Source organism: Enterobacter sp. SGAir0187 (assembly GCF_002952735.2).
Classification (GTDB): Bacteria; Pseudomonadota; Gammaproteobacteria; order Enterobacterales; family Enterobacteriaceae; genus Enterobacter; species Enterobacter quasiroggenkampii.
In genome coordinates this window covers 2073612-2090092 of sequence record NZ_CP025034.2, presented here as the reverse complement: position 1 = coordinate 2090092, position 16481 = coordinate 2073612, and the positions used below count along the sequence as shown (strand labels likewise).

Annotated in this window: 13 protein-coding genes and 1 pseudogene; 8 read left to right on the top strand and 6 right to left on the bottom strand. The window is 44.9% G+C overall.

The window, feature by feature from the left end; translation table 11 throughout:
* Positions 1-4 precede the first annotated feature (4 nt).
* The 7 genes and pseudogenes from CWR52_RS10020 to CWR52_RS09990 all read left to right on the top strand — a co-directional run bounded on the left by CWR52_RS10020 (position 5) and on the right by CWR52_RS09990 (position 6355).
* Positions 5-1183 (top strand): fimbrial protein, encoded by a 1179-nt coding sequence (locus CWR52_RS10020; RefSeq protein WP_104949560.1) that lies wholly within the window; start codon positions 5-7, stop codon positions 1181-1183.
* A 69-nt stretch (positions 1184-1252) separates the two neighbouring features.
* Positions 1253-2488 carry an HD-GYP domain-containing protein gene (locus CWR52_RS10015; protein ID WP_104949559.1) on the top strand — a complete coding sequence of 412 codons (1236 nt, stop codon included), beginning with the start codon at positions 1253-1255 and terminating at the stop codon, positions 2486-2488.
* 21 nt (positions 2489-2509) lie between these two features.
* Positions 2510-3286 (top strand): winged helix-turn-helix domain-containing protein, encoded by a 777-nt coding sequence (locus CWR52_RS10010; protein ID WP_104949558.1) that lies wholly within the window; start codon positions 2510-2512, stop codon positions 3284-3286.
* Positions 3283-3756, top strand: a complete 474-nt coding sequence (locus CWR52_RS10005) for a hypothetical protein (protein WP_104949557.1) — start codon at positions 3283-3285, stop codon at positions 3754-3756. Before CWR52_RS10010 ends, CWR52_RS10005 begins: the two co-directional genes overlap by 4 nt.
* 38 nt (positions 3757-3794) lie before the next feature.
* Positions 3795-4394 (top strand): Crp/Fnr family transcriptional regulator, encoded by a 600-nt coding sequence (locus CWR52_RS10000; protein ID WP_129546956.1) that lies wholly within the window; start codon positions 3795-3797, stop codon positions 4392-4394.
* 197 nt (positions 4395-4591) lie between these two features.
* Positions 4592-5230 carry a hypothetical protein gene (locus CWR52_RS09995; protein ID WP_129546955.1) on the top strand — a complete coding sequence of 213 codons (639 nt, stop codon included), beginning with the start codon at positions 4592-4594 and terminating at the stop codon, positions 5228-5230.
* Positions 5231-5260: 30 nt separating this feature from the next.
* Positions 5261-6355, top strand: a pseudogene (locus CWR52_RS09990) (IS3 family transposase).
* Between the two features lie 747 nt (positions 6356-7102).
* Here the strand turns inward: CWR52_RS09990 and CWR52_RS09985 are convergent.
* The 5 genes from CWR52_RS09985 to CWR52_RS09965 all read right to left on the bottom strand — a co-directional run bounded on the left by CWR52_RS09985 (position 7103) and on the right by CWR52_RS09965 (position 13534).
* Complete coding sequence (locus CWR52_RS09985; protein WP_129546954.1) at positions 7103-8089, bottom strand: TniQ family protein; 987 nt, start codon at positions 8087-8089, stop codon at positions 7103-7105.
* Positions 8090-8225: 136 nt separating this feature from the next.
* The gene (locus CWR52_RS09980) at positions 8226-9089 is read right to left on the bottom strand and encodes a TniQ family protein (protein ID WP_104949555.1); all 864 of its coding nucleotides are present in this window, start codon (positions 9087-9089) and stop codon (positions 8226-8228) included.
* 49 nt (positions 9090-9138) lie between these two features.
* Positions 9139-10581, bottom strand: a complete 1443-nt coding sequence (locus CWR52_RS09975; protein WP_104949554.1) for an ATP-binding protein — start codon at positions 10579-10581, stop codon at positions 9139-9141.
* A complete protein-coding gene (locus CWR52_RS09970; protein WP_104949553.1) occupies positions 10578-12710 on the bottom strand; it encodes a DDE-type integrase/transposase/recombinase in 2133 nt (710 codons plus the stop codon). The genes CWR52_RS09975 and CWR52_RS09970 overlap by 4 nt, the downstream gene beginning before the upstream one ends.
* Entirely contained in the window at positions 12701-13534 is an 834-nt protein-coding gene (locus CWR52_RS09965; protein WP_104950906.1) for a TnsA endonuclease N-terminal domain-containing protein, read from the bottom strand. The genes CWR52_RS09970 and CWR52_RS09965 overlap by 10 nt, the downstream gene beginning before the upstream one ends.
* 401 nt (positions 13535-13935) lie before the next feature.
* Here CWR52_RS09965 and CWR52_RS09960 point away from each other — a divergent pair, with 401 nt between their 5' ends.
* Complete coding sequence (locus CWR52_RS09960) at positions 13936-14322, top strand: winged helix-turn-helix transcriptional regulator (protein WP_104949552.1); 387 nt, start codon at positions 13936-13938, stop codon at positions 14320-14322.
* Positions 14323-14412: 90 nt separating this feature from the next.
* Here the strand turns inward: CWR52_RS09960 and CWR52_RS09955 are convergent, their stop codons facing one another.
* On the bottom strand, positions 14413-16356 hold the full coding sequence (locus CWR52_RS09955) for a bifunctional 2',3'-cyclic-nucleotide 2'-phosphodiesterase/3'-nucleotidase (protein WP_104949551.1): 1944 nt from the start codon (positions 16354-16356) through the stop codon (positions 14413-14415).
* Positions 16357-16481 lie beyond the last annotated feature (125 nt).

Below are 16481 nucleotides of genomic sequence, written 5' to 3'. Positions count from 1 at the left end.
AATCATGAAAAAATTATTTTATCTTATGGTTACGGCAATAGTATTAGCCGCAATACCAGCATTATCAGCACAAGCACAGTCGCAGGCTCAGTCTCGCGGTGTAACAGGTGATACCTGCCGTAATGCTGGTATACTTTTTACCAGCGTCGCAGAATCGGATAAGTCGCTAAATCTTTCATCGGCTTTCGTGAATTCAAACGTCGTTGAATATTCCTATACCACTAGTTGGTCGGGTAGTATGACCTGCACCTACGGGAATATCGGAATAGGTGGTCTGGCACAAGATCATCTATATTATTTTTCCGGCTTCAATGGTTCTCCTATATATTTGAATTTCAAAAGTACGGATGGTGAAAGTAACTACTGGATAAAATTAACGGCCACCATTACTGGCGATACCAAAGTGACTGTCAGCGGTATCGTGGGCATTCATTCTCTGTCGTATCAGACACAATATACGCTACGGGCAGAACTAATGTCGACACCGCCTGTGGGAGTGGAAAGCTATACTAAAACCACAACCAGCGGCGCACTGTCTGTCATACCTGCGGTGATGAGTGGTACCGGAAGCGGTTCCAGTTCACCCTTCCTTTCAAGCAAAACGTATGCTTACCGCGCCTGGTCAAATATGATGGCTGAAACCGCTCGCAAAAGCTGGGACACCGATTATTTTATTGCTTATGAGAAGCTGACGATTCAGTTTGAGCCAAAAGAAACAACATGTAATATGACACGAGACATGAGCGTGAAATTACCCCCCGCTTCGTTTAGCGTCCTGAAAAAAAATGGAAAGGCAAATGGTGCAGATTTCACTATCCCGCTGAAGTGCGGTAACCTAGCCGGAATTAAAAAATCTACTCGCAACGTTAAGGCATGGTTATCCAGCAATGATTTAGTCAGTTCAGATACCAGCTACCAGATAATGGTCAATGATGAAACCACGGCGGGAGGGGTAGGTATTGCCATTCGTAGTAGGATGCTTATGGGTGACTACGACGAAGTGCAAATATCCAGTAGCAGTAATATGGAACATGCCTCGCAAATATTAGATATCGCTAAGGATGATGATATTAGCAGTACACAGTACATTTATCTTCATGCTTATTACAAAGTTTATAACGCATCAGAATTATCAACCGGTAGTGTAGTGGCGACTGCGCAGATAATGTTTGGCTACGATTAACATCCTCTATTTTACAGTGGCCCAAACGGGCCACGGTAAGTTTTTAATCTCGTTCTGTTAAAGGATTATATGAAAATATCTGTTCAAACTGTACTTGATCTTCTGCACAGCATAATGCACCCGCTTTCTCCTGAACTGGTGTATCATTTGCAACGTACGGGTCTCATTTGCTGGTATCTCGGAAATCGCGCCGGTTTTGACAATGCAGCCATCAATAACGCCTGGCTTGCGGGTATGTTGCACAATATCGGGGCGCTGAGCAAAGCGCATACCTTCAATGGCGCCCATGGTAAAGCCTTTATTGAAGAGCATGGAAGGCTTGGCGCCTCAATGATGTCCGGCGTACGTTTTTTACAGCCAGTGACCGAAATTCTTGAAACGCGCCACGTGGAAGCATTGGATTATACGCAACATACAATGCTGAATACCTGGCATCTAGTGCATATGGCCGATGAGTTTGAGCTATGGCTGCGAGGGATTAAAGGTGACTATGTGGCCCAGCGGCATAAAATTGTTTCCGGCTTTCTGGCCAGTAGCCCCTTATGGCCATCTTTTCTGGTCGAGGCGCTACAGGACGCCAGCCACGAAGATGGTTTCTGGTTTCGCCTGAGTTCGCCCGCATTACAACAGGTGCTGCGCGTTATCAGCCCACTCAATGATGTTGTGCTGGATCACCATGATTTTCTGGAGGTCTGTCTGCTGATTTCGAATATTATCGATAATTACAGCAGCTTTACACAGACTCATAGTACCAGCGTGGCTCACGTGGCTGCGAAACTTGCGGAACTGTACGGCTGCGATAGCTACACGCAAGATAAAATCCGCATCGCGGGATATCTGCACGATATTGGCAAGCTGTGTATTCCGCTGGAAATCCTCGAGAAGCAGGGGAAGCTGGAACCGGAAGAGTACGCGCAAATGAAGCGACACAGCTATAAGACGCTGGAGATGCTACACCCTATTGAAGAGCTGGATGAAATCGTATACTGGGCGGCAAGACATCATGAACGCCTCGACGGCAGTGGCTATCCTTTTCGCCTCGATGCAGCTGCGCTTGATATCCCCTCGCGTATTATTGCTGTGGCTGATGTTTTCACCGCGATGACTGAGAACCGCCCCTATCGTCAGGGGATGACTAGCGAAAAAGCATTGATTATTCTGGAGGAAGAGGCGGCAAATTTTCGGCTGGACCGGGACATTATCGAACTGCTAAGCCATAATATTGCAGTACTCAGACCGTTGGTTGCGATGCACTCAGCTCGGCAAAACCCGAGCTCGCATCTGTGCAGAACGCAAATTGTTTAAATTTATCGATAGAAAACTAGAATGAAATATTTGATAGCCAATAGAGTCAGCTACAATAGCGAGAACGGGGAACTTGTGGTGAGGGAACCCGGAAACGAGCAATGCAAAAGGCTAACAAATACCGCTAATCGTATTCTATCATTACTGATTGCGTCGCCTGGCCAGGTAATTGAACGGGATTATCTTCTGGATAAAGTCTGGGAGGAAGCGGGCCATCCGGGTTCCAGCTCATCGCTGAGCCAGTATATTAGTATCCTCCGAAAAACATTAACATCATTAATATTCATTGAGGAAATTATTGTAGCAGTACCCAAGGTGGGTTTTTACTTCTCACCGGAAATAGCCGTCGAACTTCTGAATGATGAGGATATGGAGATTACATCATCTCTTCCTGTATCTCAGCGTAAACCTGCGTCGAAGGATAAAAAAATCCTTTGCCTGATTACAGCTATAGCGCTTTTGCTGCTGGCCAACATGTGGATACTCAGCCAGAAGCAGGTCTCACCCCGTTTTGCTGCGGAATACAGCATTGGTAAAATCGGGAACTGCAAATTTACTGCCTATGAACATTTAGCGGATGAAGTTGACCCTGAGGTCATGAATATAATCCGTCAGCTACAGCCTGAACTTGAGCTAAAGTGTGCCCGAAAACCCGCACAAATTATGGTTTATTTTCAACCCAGTGTTCTTTACGGCAGTCATGGTCGATTTTTCTATTCTTATTGTCCAATAGATAAGGCAACATCAAAAATTGTCTATTGTGAGAACCATTATGCTTTTAACTGGAAATTAAAATGAAGCTGATGACAACCTTAACGCTGGCAATGGTTATGTTGATTTTTCTGTTAACCTGGCAGCTAAGTCTGCGATCGGATGTTTATTTTGACAAGCGTTGCTTTGCTAATATCACTTATGTTGGCGACTCGGATAGCTCTTTCTTATTCAAAGGAAATGTCACGGTTGAATTTAACAAGGACAAAACGGGCGCATTTAATATTTCCGGCAATGTTGACTATCAGGGTCGGCAATATCAATTGTCGCGTTTTATAACATTTTCCTATCATAACGTCAGCGGGAACCAGTATCGCATGAATACTACGACAAAAGATATTATGGCTCACGATAACATTCCGAAAAACATTACCCCGCTGACAATAAAAATATTTGGAATGGAGGGAGAATACGCTACCTTCTTAGAAAAAAGAGAAAATAATTATATTACGATTGCGAATACTTTATCGCCCTTAATGAACTGTGTGATTCAATAACAGGATTGTGTTATACATTCACAATGGAAAAAATAATTGTGTCAATTGTGGATAGTGTGGTTTTGCAGGTCTATGCTCTGCCTATCTGTTCAGACAGAAAGACCGGTTGTTTATACGCAATCTGGAGACAAAAAAGAAGATCGCCAGAGGTGGGTATATTTATCGACGGGGGAGAGAAAATAGATGCGCTGTATGCCCTACGTAGCAGGGCTGCTAAGGTCTTCTATGCGCGAGGGCAGCTGATAGGGATCGTTTTACCAGGACAGGTTATGGATGTGGAAGAACTGCAAATCGGGTACTGTCAGCAGGATATTCAGGCTGCAACTGAAATGGAAATTTGTGTTCTGAAAAACAATCATTTTTACGAAATTAGCCAGCTTATGCTAGGATTTACTGATTATATTGTAAGGATCATGTCACGTTCGGCGCAGGAAAAACAGAAATTTATTCCAGTATTGACAAAAAATGACGCCTTGAAAAAGATTCAATTTTACCTGCAACTTTTGTCTCGCACTTATAAAAGCTATGGCTTTGAGTATCACAATTTCGAGTTACCTCTTAATAAGAATGAACTGGACCAGGTTCTGGCCATTTCTATGTCTACCTTGTCACGCGTCCTTGAAAGACTAACGGAGTAGGGGGGTATTTCGATGCTAAATAAAAAAGAGACAGAGCTAACTCTGCCAGACAAAAAAATAACGTCTGTATTAGGGTGGTTTTGTAACTCCTAAATATTATGTCAACAAATATCAAATAAGACATTTGTTATTAATGTGCACCCCTCTGTGGAAAACACAAGTCTCATTTCATTTAAAAAAGAATAAGGTTTTGCCTAATGTCCTTAGTCGTATTCTCTGATGACTATTATTTCACTCATTCTGTGGGGTGGTTAGCCTCAATAGATAGCAAGTGTGAAGAACACTTATGTATTATTGATATTGATTCTTTTTTCAGCTTGCGTGATATTAAGCGTCGTGTTTGTAATGAACTAACAGACAGCTATTCTATCATTATGATAAAAGGCCGGGGGATGTTATCAGAGGTACTTTCATCACTGGATGGTATATCCAGAACTTCCTCAGCAACTGAGTTTATCAGATTTATAAAAGAAGGTCGGAGATATACTACACTTCATATCCTTAATTTAATTAATAACTTGAGAGAGTTACGAAGCCTTACGCATACTGAGGTTTTCTTAGCTAATGCGTTACGCCGACAAAATAATATCATTTCTGCATCTCAATATTCACGCTGTTCAAAAAAATTGATATATCAGCGAGTATCAACCATTGCTCACAAAATGAATCTTAGATATGGTACCCAAATCCAGTGTTTTTTGCACCGCGAATATACTATTAAGGAACTAGAGCAGATTGGTTATATTAAACTTCGTTCTGATATTGGTGTACTCCAAAATAATGAACCGAGCCCATTGACCTACTCCCAGTTGATTAATACACCCCGATGTAAGTAATGTCTTCATAAGCCACATGAGGACATTCCCATGAAGAAGCGTTTTTCCGACGAACAGATCATCAGCATTCTTCGCGAAGCGGAAGCCGGGGTTTCTGCCCGTGAGCTCTGCCGTAAGCACGCCATTTCCGATGCCATCTTTTACACCTGGCGCAAGAAGTACGGCGGTATGGAGGTGCCCGAGGTTAAGCGGCTCAAATCTCTTGAAGAGGAGAACGCCCGCCTCAAGAAGCTACTTGCCGAAGCCATGCTGGATAAGGAGGCACTTCAGGTGGCTCTGGGGCGAAAGTACTGACGACAGGCCAGAAGCGGGAAGCTGTTTAGTTTATGTGTGATGCGACCGGTCTGTCGCAACGTCGTGCCTGCAGGCTACTGGTTTGTCCCAGTCAACCTGCCGCTATGAGGCTCAGCATCCGGCAGCTGATGCGCATTTATCAGGGCGCATCACTGAGCTGGCGGAGCGCAGGCGTTTTGGCTACCGCCGCATCTGGCAGCTGCTGCGTCGGGAGGGCCTTCACGTCAATCACAAGCGTAATGGACTGAGCGCAAACGCAGACGGCGCCGTAAAGGGCTGGCAACCGAACGGTTTCCGCTTCTGCGCCCGGATGCGCCGAACCTGACATGGTCGATGGATTTCGTTATGGACGCACTGGCCAACGGTCGGAGGAGCAAGTGCCTGACCTGTGTGGATGATTTCACGAAGGAGTGTCTGACGATCACCGCTGCTTTCGGTATTTCAGGCGTTCAGGTCACGCGTATTCTGGACTGCATCGCGCAGTTTAGGGGCTATCCGGCGATAATAAGAACCGATCAGGGCCCGGAATTTACCTGCCGCGCGCTCGATCAATGGGCCTTTGAGCATGGTGTGGAACTACGGCTTATCCAGCCAGGTAAGCCAACGCAGAACGGATTTATAGAGAGTTTTAACGGACGCTTTTGCGATGAGTGTCTGAATGAACACTGGTTCAGCGATATTCTTCATGCCCGGAAAACGATTAATGACTGTCGGCAGGATTATAACGAGTGCCGTCCCCATTCATCGCTGGATTACCAGACACCAGCTGAATTCGCAACGGAGTGGCGAAACAGGAAATATGAAGAAAAACCAACCGACATTACTAACTGAAGGTTGTATCTAATCCTGGGGTTAGGTCACTTTCTTAATATTAAAGAAATTACTTTCGTATGAAAATTCATTTGAGATTATACAGCATCTCTCTTTTGGCCGAAAAATTCAGGATATTTTTAAACTTTATGAATCAAACGGAAAGATTATTGTTGATTATTCTATAGCATATAAATCTAAAAAAACTCTGGGCGAGTGGACTTTTATGTTTAGCAGTTATTCTTTTTCTATACTATTTGTCTGTAACAATCGTGCTAATTTTATGATGTCCATCGACTTCATGTTAGTGCGTGACAGTAGAATGCTGAGTACATGGATAGGACTTATATCATAAATGTACATTCTGAATTTTTGCCTGTTGATGAATTTTATTTTTTCATGGCAATTTAAAATTATTCTCTCCTCAAAGAAACGAATTAACAAAATACAAAGGTTAATTGGTGATAGTCTTTTTTCAAAAACGAGGTCGCAGTGAGAGTTGAGATCTAAAGCAATTGTATTCTGTACTATTCACTAATAGATATGATGCGTTGGATGCTAATTCACTATGCATCTTAACTGATCTCGATGGGATGGTTTTTCATGTTCATGAGGCGCTTCAGCATTGCCCGGAGTAAAACGTGGTGGAATAGCATAGAAACCGCAATGTCATAAGACTCACCCCGAATATTAAGGTCGAGAAACGTTATCAATATAAAAATTAAAAAAGATTTTAAGATGTTGTTATCTGAATTTTTCCGCAGGATGTCAGGTGGCCAGAGGGAAAGGTAAACGTTTTTTAACAGGACATGTCAATGAGTTACACATGTTGCATGAATCGATATTTCTAAAAATAAATATGTATTCAACAATATCATTAATGTTAATTACGCCGCAAGGTATTGGAGTTTTGACTGCATTCTCTTCCCAGAAGGAAATGAAGGGAGTGAAATTTTCCTGAAAAAAAATCCTGAGCATTTTAGAAACACTTTGGTCCTTAGAAAGGTAACTTTTGCTATATTTTTTTATCGTATTTTTTTTAGCAAAGTCGTTTATTAATGACATTTTAGGTAATTCTCCAGGAAACGAAAGGATGAATTTTATGATTTCATTTCTTAGACAGTCTGTGATGTATATAAGATCTCCATTATCATATGGTAGCGTATTATATTCATTAGTAGATAAATAAATTGAAGGTGTATTTTCTGCTCTTGTGTTGTTGAAATCTATAACACTGTAGCAACCGATAGGATGTTCACCTCTAAGTATGGTTCTTAGAGAATCATGATTTCTTTCATAAGGTGTGTGTAGTAATGTTGTTAAACCTTTGTTGTGCGTTATGCAGTAGGTTGAGTAGTAATAATGCCATGATGATTTAAAATATCCATATCCTTTATTTTTAATAGCCTCCCTCATGCAGTCTATACAGTACTTTATCTGAGGTAAGGTATTATATTGTTCCCGTCGTTGTGTAGGAGTGTAAATATTTTCAACATCTGACATGTATTCTGTCGGATCTGTGAACATTCTCGCACTCTTACAGGCACCCCATGAATTCCTAATTAGTAAAAGAAAATCATGGTCGTTGTAATATTTGAAGTGTTTAGCTGTTTCCGCATTTATACGAGGTATTATTCTCCACTTTTTGCTTCTGGTTGTTACATCTGCATGCTGCTCAATTCCGTTTACCAGGCAAACTCTAAATATGAAACTATGTAATGTTTCATCTGGCTGATAAGTTAGTCTAACTGACATTCTGAGCCTCTGGCATTAGCACAATAATTGATTTGGAAACATAAGTATACATTAGACAATTCGTGTTTGAGATACTTTTTTTATGACTAACGGCACGTTTCCTCTTGGGATTGTTTTAACTCTTAACTTTTAACTCTTAGGATGGTTCGAGTTTTTTTAGACAATAGAGTAAGAGCAAGTATCGGGTGGGAGACTGTGGTGAACGGCTAAATAATAAACTTCTCCAGTAGGAAAAGGTGTTTTTTTTCGTCGGGAAAAGATTTTTACTCGAGTGGTCAATTTTTTCAACGATCTTAGATAGTTCCATGTATAAAGCTAATTCGAATACACTTGTGCGCTCTTTTGACTGGACTTGTTTTCTATATCGGCGAATAACAGGTGAATGTATATGGCTAATAAATTCAGGGTTAGAATTGCATATAAATTCGAGAATCTCAGAAGAAAATTTAGCAAAACAGAAGTTTTCTTCACTACTGAGTGTTATTCGCTGTACCTGATGTAGCAACATGTGGCGTGTGATGCCTGATAATCTGGGATAATGGATAGTGTTAAGCCTGACTTGGTGATGATTGCAACTTGTAACGCCAGCAATTTGATGTTGCCGGTGCCAGTATCCAACTCCATAATTCCTGACATCGTGATGTATGCAAACAGGGCAATGTTTTATCAATGCAGGATGACCTTCTGCATAAGTAGATAAGTTGCATATATTGTATAAGTTCATTGCTGTATTAGCCAGATCTTCAAGCCTTTCCCTATACTCCGGCATTGCCCATGCATAGAGTGGGAGAAGTGTCTGTCGATTCCAGAGTTCATGCCCTGTCTCAGTGGTTTTTTCAGACAGTATATTCAGTGATGTGTTCAAATAAGGATGTACTGAGTGTGTTTTTTTATTGAAGAATACCGAAAAAAACTGCTCGGCAGTCATGCCATACACTTCCCGCGTTCTTACACACCGGCTAAAAATTGTCTCTTCAGGTAGTGCAGGCAGAAGTTGCATATGTCACCTGTGAGTAAGGTGGGGTGGAGATGCTTTAATTATACAGCTTTTATTCAAATGCTGGCTCGGTACATAGTAATCCGTATGCAGACAGATGGGTGAAACTTTTATTTTCATTTGCAAGCGTTCGGAACACTGAGCTGAATTCGACCGAGGCCATTCTCTCCTCAAAACCGTTTAGTATCTTCATGGTGCGTTCTGCAAGTTCAATGTGCTGGGGTCGACTCAGATCACCTACGACTATGTGCGATGAAGCCTCCTGTCTGTTCTTATTGACGGTCACCGCCGATGATTTTTCTTCATGGCGTACATGAAACGAAACAGGTCGGGAGGATAAAGTTGTTACGTTAAGTTGTGTGCTGATGAATTCTTCTGAACTGGCTGATAACCTCGGAATCGCTGAGTGTAGTACGGCTTTGTTAATTATTTCATTCCCACTTCCGATCACCATCATCTGTGCTCTTCTGTAAATCATTTGCGCAACTGCAATGTTGCCTTTCGAGAGTAAGTAAAGCGTCTCATTAAGTTCTTGTGTCAAAGGCGTTACAATATTGGTCCACTGAAGGGGCCAGAGATAGTTGATAAAAGATTGCCAGTCAGTTGTATTGAAATCCGGTGGTGTAATGTACATAAATCCACCTGATTCAGCTCTCCTGGCAATCCTGAGCTTTTTTGTCAGGGTTTCTTCAAAGGGATGGTTGCCGCAAAACACGAGTGACACACCCAGTGAATCGACAATCTCATGCAGAAAATCAATTAAAGTTGATTCACCGCCAGTTCTGGAGAATTTTAATCTTTGCATTTCATCAATGACCAGTACGCCAAGAAATGCGGCTTTAATTCTCTGAGCTATCAACCGTGACAGAGCACCATTCCTGGTGGGGGGGGGCGATGGCTCCAGTCCCAGTACATTATCAAGATTGAGAAGAATAGATTCACAGAGGTCACGGACGCTTGCGTTATAAGGGCAGTTAACCTTCACCCAGATGACCTGGTCACCAACTCCGGGATAAATGCCATTATACAGGGTGTGATTAATTACCTGAGGAAAGTGACCGAGAACCTGTTCAATCATGGTCGTTTTACCGGAACCACTGATACCCACTATGGTCAATGTATCTGCATTAGGATGAAAATATCCATCCAAGGGTTCAATCTCCGGACGTTCATCCCCGTAGTAGTGAAGGTACTGTTGAGTGCTGCTTTTGAGTGGGTTTCGTGGGGCGTATCCGTCTCTAATAATCCTGGTTAAATATTTATAGCATTCTATGTAGTTTGTCTGTGGACAACGGAAGTGTTTGATGCGGTCAACGTAATGTCCTCTGACGGACGCTGATTCATTCCAGCGGATATTTTCATCAAGTGGAGGAAAATTACTCAGAGCCATTAAAATCTCGTTATCTTCAAGCAATGGCGGTAATGCTTCGATTAACGGGTTTCCCCGATGCTCGGGGAGTATGGCTTTATTATATCGTGCGATTACCTTTCTCATTTTTTTTCCTCCTTCGCGTCATATTGGTTATTTTTTGTGGCCAGCCATTTTTCCTTTTCTTTAGGGCCTGGTAGCAGGGTGATGTTTTCTTGTGGTAGCTGGAGTAAGCTATGATCCTGTACTCTCGGCAAAACCTCGTTTTTACTCAGTTCTTCTCTTTTGTTTTCCTTTATGTTCTTTGTCCTGGCGCTATTGTGCAGTTTCATGTGATTCAGTCTTTGCAGGCCGGTCTCTTGTAGTGCTTCAGAGAATTCTTTCACAATATAAGATGTTGTGGTTACAGGCGACTTTTCACTATGCAGATCCACCCAGTCGGCGAGAGCATCAGCGTCAAGATGTGGCATGCTCTTGAAGATATTTCTTTTTTCGAGCAGAGCATGGCGGGTGAACGGTTTGTTTTTATCAAGGCGGACATAGATGAAGTCAACGCAGTTGTCATCGATACGGGCTTCACAGCTCGTTTGCCCGAAAACACGAGCTGCCGAGGCAAGACCTTCCTCGCATTCATAATAGAGATTGTTGTACTGTAGCCCACCGGGAGTAATGCTTACACGCTCAGGAGGCAAAAGCCTAGAAATGACTTCATCCTCCATGATTGCGCGCGCGCTGAATCTGCTTTTTTTCAAACTGATCAGCCAGCTATTCAGGGGGGACATTTTAAGGTCGTGTTCTATTAGGAGTGGATTAATGTAGGCGAGTTCTTTAAAGATAGCCTGATTGTGTTCCAGAATGGCGAGAATTATCGTTTTCGTCACTTCCTGCAGCGTCAGGCACGCTCTTGATGTCGGAGATGGCTCTCCTTTAACAATAAGTCCGCCTCTTGTTGATCCCAGAAGGGGATGAATTGCCTCCCGGTTCAAAATACCAAAACGCCTCTCAACGATGCTTTTTTTGTCAGCCCTGTAGCTGGGAGCAAATTCCAGCGTTGTGATCGGTGTTACAACATCTTGGGGTTTAAGGCCAATCATTTCGCCGTTGTCACAAACCAGTTTTACCGGCACGTGAGAGCAGGGCCAATCCCTTTCAGAGATGCTAATGCCAAATAACATGCAAAACTCTTTCTTTGGCATAAAACAGTTAGCCAATGCCTGGCGGGCTGCTCGCCAGGACGCATGGTAAAGAGATACATGCAAGCCGGTGACCATCCTGGTCGCCCGGTCTACAATGGTATAAATTGTTGGTCGGCCTATTACTTTGGTTTTATTCAGGCTGGAAACCAGGTGAACATCCGCGACAGTGGCATCTATCTCAAAAACATCTCCTGGCAGGGTGCTTGTGTTTGCAGCAGAGCCAAGGCGAGCTCGCTGGTTAAGCATAAAATATGATTTCGTAGCTCTGGCGCGTATCCTTTTCTCCTGAGGAATTCGTTTTTTCCCCCAGTATCTGAATTGCCTGAGTGAGGGGATGCAAGGGGGCTTGTTTGCTGCACGAGCATGCTCAATTTCGTCGCGGAAATAGTCTTTCAGGTATTCTTCATACGTGCGGGTTAAGGAATACCCCCCAACCTTCAGATAGTATTTTTTAAGCGTCCTGATAATATTTTTTTTGTCAGCGCTTTTCAGTATGTAAGTGCTAGCACGTTGCATCGGTAGAACCCGATTTTTCTTTTTTTTACCCAGAGGGATTGTGTCTGGATTGCGTTCTTTTCCTGGTGCTCCGCTGCAGGAGTAGGCGGGTAATAAAGCATAACTATTTTGGCCATATCGCCAGTATCGAGCCAGAAGTAGCCTTAGATGCCGCGGGTTAACTCCGGCTTCTGCAGCATAGCGTGTTAAGAGCTGTGAACGCCTGGACGAAGTGAAGTCGTAGAGAAAATTGCCGTTCTGGATAAGTGGTTGAATCAGCCTGTAATTCTCATCTCGTCTACTTTTGCTTTTCTGATTAAGACTGTCTTCATCTACCAGCATATATAACGGAAGTGCAAAAGTAGAGCGAACGACTACACGTGTTTTGACTAGAAGATGGAATCGCTGAAGTGAAAAAAAGAATGGCTTACTGGCACGATTGTCCTCAAGCTCGAAAAGGATGACGGTATCAATATCACCATTCATATCGAGTATACGGTACAAACCGGTTTTGAGTGCATCGGTGTCAGTTGTTTTCCATACACTATTCAGGGTTATATCCATTGCTCAGTCGCCTTCTGATAACAGTTGTTGCCCAGCACCCGTAACACCCCGAGTTCAAGTATAGGTGTGGTTAAATCAACCTTAATGATTTTTCTGGCAATGAGTATCTGGATAGCGGTCAGGATATCTCTATATTCGACATTAAATTGCCGGGCCAATGAAGAACAGAGTTCTTCAATTATGTGGTCTCCTGGTAGTAACGCGAAGGCCACTTCTTCACAGGGTAAATGAGCATGACATGTGGCATTCATTCTTATTGCAGATGTCGCCCAGGAGATGTTTTTACTTATGATTCGATTGAGTTCTGAGCCAATATAGACTTTAAATTCAATATCATGTAGTGCCCAAAAAAGGCGCTCAATTTCCAGCTTTTCTGCAACCCGGAGGGTAGGCACTCCTTCGGGTTTCACTGCATATGCCTTATATTTTATTCCGCCGTTAGGTTCTTTGACGGTCAGGAGAAAATCGGTAGTCATAACATAAAGAACCGGCGGGCCATTCACGCCTATGACAAAAGGATGTTTTACATTAATGTGGCTGGCAATCTTTTCTGTGAGATTAAGAGGAAATAAGGGGAACTGTTCACGAATATCAATAACTGAATCATTGAATTCAGCCTGATAGAAGAAATCACTTTCAATGATGGACATGAAGTGATGCGCGCGCATGGTTTTTAAACCAAAAACTACCGAACGATTACCATGAGATTTTACATCCTGGACTCTTAGCCAGGGCTGATAGTCTTGCATATGCCCGGATCCCACGCCTTTACTTAAGGCCTGCTCATAATCCTGATAGGACTTAAGCTTTCTTCCTCTGCTCATGATCTGCATTACCGCAATGTACGTCAGCTATCAGCTGCGTTCAGTGAACGTAACCCGAATATGAGGCAGTAAACCTACAGCTACAGTATGCAAGGTCCTTCTTTTGCTTCGTGTCCCGGTAGTAGGGCTTGCGGGTGATCATTAGCCAAAGTGGCAGGTAATGTTCCCCATACAAATAGAAATCAAATGAATGAGTTGTCAGTGAGCTGCTGCATTCGGACGATGACGATGTTGATGTATTTAAGTATACAACTTTAATGTCATTTTGCGATCTCAGCGGTACAACTTTAATGTTAGCGGTATAACTTTAATGTCACATCACATCTCCTTCGTATTTGTCTGGTGTTATGGCACACTAGCACCATAGCTAACTTTTAGTAAGTACGTACGAAAAGGTAAGTATGAAAACAACGATACCGACGCTCAGCGAACAAATGCGCGATGGCAATCTTTTCGCGGAACAGTGCCCTTCACGAGAGGTGCTCAAACATGTTACCAGCCGCTGGGGCGTGCTGATCCTGCTGGCTCTTCAACAGGGAACGCACCGCTTTAGCGAGCTGCGCCATAAAATGGGCGGGGTGAGCGAAAAGATGCTGTCCCAGTCGCTCCAGGCGCTGGAGCAGGACGGGTTTGTTGACCGCGTGTCGTATCCGGTCGTGCCGCCGCACGTAGAGTATAGCCTGACGCCGGTGGGTATCGAGGTCAGCGAAAAAGTCGCCGCGCTGGCGGACTGGATTGAGGTGAATACGCCGAAGGTGATGGCGAACAGGGATGAACGTGCGGCGTAAAAGCCGGGTGGCGGCTTCGCCTAACCCGGCCTACCCGTACTCTTTCCTCCCGTAGGCCGGGTAAGCAAGCGCCACCCGGCACAATCGCCGCTACTTGCTCAAATCCACCTGATAAATCGCGAACCCAATATCATCCGTCGCGACCTGTTTCATTGGATACTGCGCCTTGTCCTTAATGAACGCGGCAGCTTTATCGGACGGTGACGTTTCGAAGCGGATATCCAGTTTCGTATCGCTGTGGATCGGCGCGAGACGCCAGTTGTTGTCCACTGCCGGATGAATTTCGCCGGCCTTTTTCGACTCCGCGCTGATCCACGCCGCCAGCACCGAGCGGTTCTCGTCCGGCGAGGCAAAGGCGATGTGGCTATCTCCCGTACCAGCAAACTTACCGCCGTAGGCGCGGTAGTTATTGGTCACCACCAGGAAGGTGGCATTCGGGTCAATCGCCTTGCCGTTGAAGGTCAGGTTTTTGATGCGCTCCGCCTGCGGGTTAATCGCCTGACACTCGCCGTCATATTTCGCCGGCTGGGTGACGTCAATCTGGTAGTTCACGCCGTCGATCACGTCGAAGTTGTAGGTGCGGAAGCCGTCCCAGTTAATCAGCGACTGCGGCTTGCTGCTGCGCGGGTCAATCTGGTTAAACTGTCCGGCAGAACACTCCAGCCACTCCTTTACCTCTTTCCCGGTGGCTTTAACCACTACCAGCGTATTCGGATAGAGATAGAGATCGGCGGCATTACGGAAGGTGAGCTGGCCCTTTTCGACCTCAACATAGCTTGCCGGGTCATTCTTACGTCCGCCCACTTTGAATGGCGCTGCGGCGGACAGGACCGGCAGCTTCGCCAGATCCGGATCGCCCTGCACAAAGTGTTCGGCATAGGCTTTCTGCGCCATGTTGACGACCTGGACGGTCGGATCGTCCTGCACCAGCGCCAGGAAGCTGTACATGTTGTCGGCGGATTTACCGATCGGCTTGCTGACGAATTCGCGCGTGGCGTCGTGATCGTGCTTCAGCACGTCGACCAGTTTTTTATCTTCCGCCGCCAGTGATTTTTTTGCTGCCGCGTCGTAGATCGGACGCGCTTCGGCTTTTGACTGCGTCACCTTCCAGCGGTCGCCGTCGTTATTCAGCACCAGATCCACCACGCCAAGATGGTCACCCCACATACCTGGCATCACCGACGGCACGCCGTTGAGCGTGCCTTTCCCGATATCCGCCCCTTTGATGCTGGCGAAGTCTTTGCCCGGGAAGACCGCGTGGGCGTGGCCGAACAGGATCGCATCGACGCCCGGAACCTCACTCAGGTAGTAAACGGAGTTTTCTGCCATGGCCTGGTACGGGTCGGCGGAGAGACCCGAGTGGGCGACAACGACCACCAGATCGGCGCCATTCTCACGCATTTCCGGCACGTATTTGCGTGCGGTTTCGGTGATGTCGTTAACGGTCACCTTACCGTCGAGGTTGGCCTTATCCCACGTCATGATCTGCGGCGGGACAAAACCGATATAGCCGATGTTCAGCGTCTGCTTTTTCCCGTCCCGATCGACAACCTCGGTCTCTTTAATCAGGTAAGGGGTAAAGAGCGGCTTTTGGGTCTTAACGTCGATGATATTGGCGTTAACGTACGGGAATTTTGCACCTGCCAGGGCATCGTGCAGGTATGTCAGACCGTAGTTGAATTCATGGTTGCCAAGGTTACCGACGGTATAGTCCAGGGTGTTCATCGCTTTATAAACAGGATGGACCTCGCCTTTTTTCAGCCCCCTGGTCGCCATGTAATCCCCGAGCGGACTGCCCTGAATGAGATCGCCGTTATCGACCAGCACGCTATTTTTCACTTCGCCACGTGCGGCATTGACCAAACTTGCCGTGCGTACCAGCCCGAATTTTTCCGTCGGGGTATCTTTGTAGTAATCGAAGTCCATCATGTTGCTGTGCAGATCGGTCGTTTCCAGAATACGTAAATCGACCGTCGCTGCCTGCACGCTTGCCGCAATCAGCGTCGCCAGGAGCGTTGCGCTAAACTTAATCATCAGAAGAGTCCTTTTTTCGATCCAGGCCACAAAAGAGTATGTATCTATAACGCGTTGCTTACATAAATGTGAATCCTGACAGAAAAAAGCAACCTGAAACCGGAATTGCTTCACAGATAGCGGAA

Coding starts and splice junctions, on each gene's coding strand:
- CWR52_RS10020 (WP_104949560.1), top strand. CDS start 5: ATGAAAAAATTATTTTATCTTATGGTTACGGCAATAGTATTAGCCGCA.
- CWR52_RS10015 (WP_104949559.1), top strand. CDS start 1,253: ATGAAAATATCTGTTCAAACTGTACTTGATCTTCTGCACAGCATAATG.
- CWR52_RS10010 (WP_104949558.1), top strand. CDS start 2,510: ATGAAATATTTGATAGCCAATAGAGTCAGCTACAATAGCGAGAACGGG.
- CWR52_RS10005 (WP_104949557.1), top strand. CDS start 3,283: ATGAAGCTGATGACAACCTTAACGCTGGCAATGGTTATGTTGATTTTT.
- CWR52_RS09995 (WP_129546955.1), top strand. CDS start 4,592: ATGTCCTTAGTCGTATTCTCTGATGACTATTATTTCACTCATTCTGTG.
- CWR52_RS09985 (WP_129546954.1), bottom strand. CDS start 8,089: ATGTCAGTTAGACTAACTTATCAGCCAGATGAAACATTACATAGTTTC.
- CWR52_RS09980 (WP_104949555.1), bottom strand. CDS start 9,089: ATGCAACTTCTGCCTGCACTACCTGAAGAGACAATTTTTAGCCGGTGT.
- CWR52_RS09975 (WP_104949554.1), bottom strand. CDS start 10,581: ATGAGAAAGGTAATCGCACGATATAATAAAGCCATACTCCCCGAGCAT.
- CWR52_RS09970 (WP_104949553.1), bottom strand. CDS start 12,710: ATGGATATAACCCTGAATAGTGTATGGAAAACAACTGACACCGATGCA.
- CWR52_RS09965 (WP_104950906.1), bottom strand. CDS start 13,534: ATGAGCAGAGGAAGAAAGCTTAAGTCCTATCAGGATTATGAGCAGGCC.
- CWR52_RS09960 (WP_104949552.1), top strand. CDS start 13,936: ATGAAAACAACGATACCGACGCTCAGCGAACAAATGCGCGATGGCAAT.
- CWR52_RS09955 (WP_104949551.1), bottom strand. CDS start 16,356: ATGATTAAGTTTAGCGCAACGCTCCTGGCGACGCTGATTGCGGCAAGC.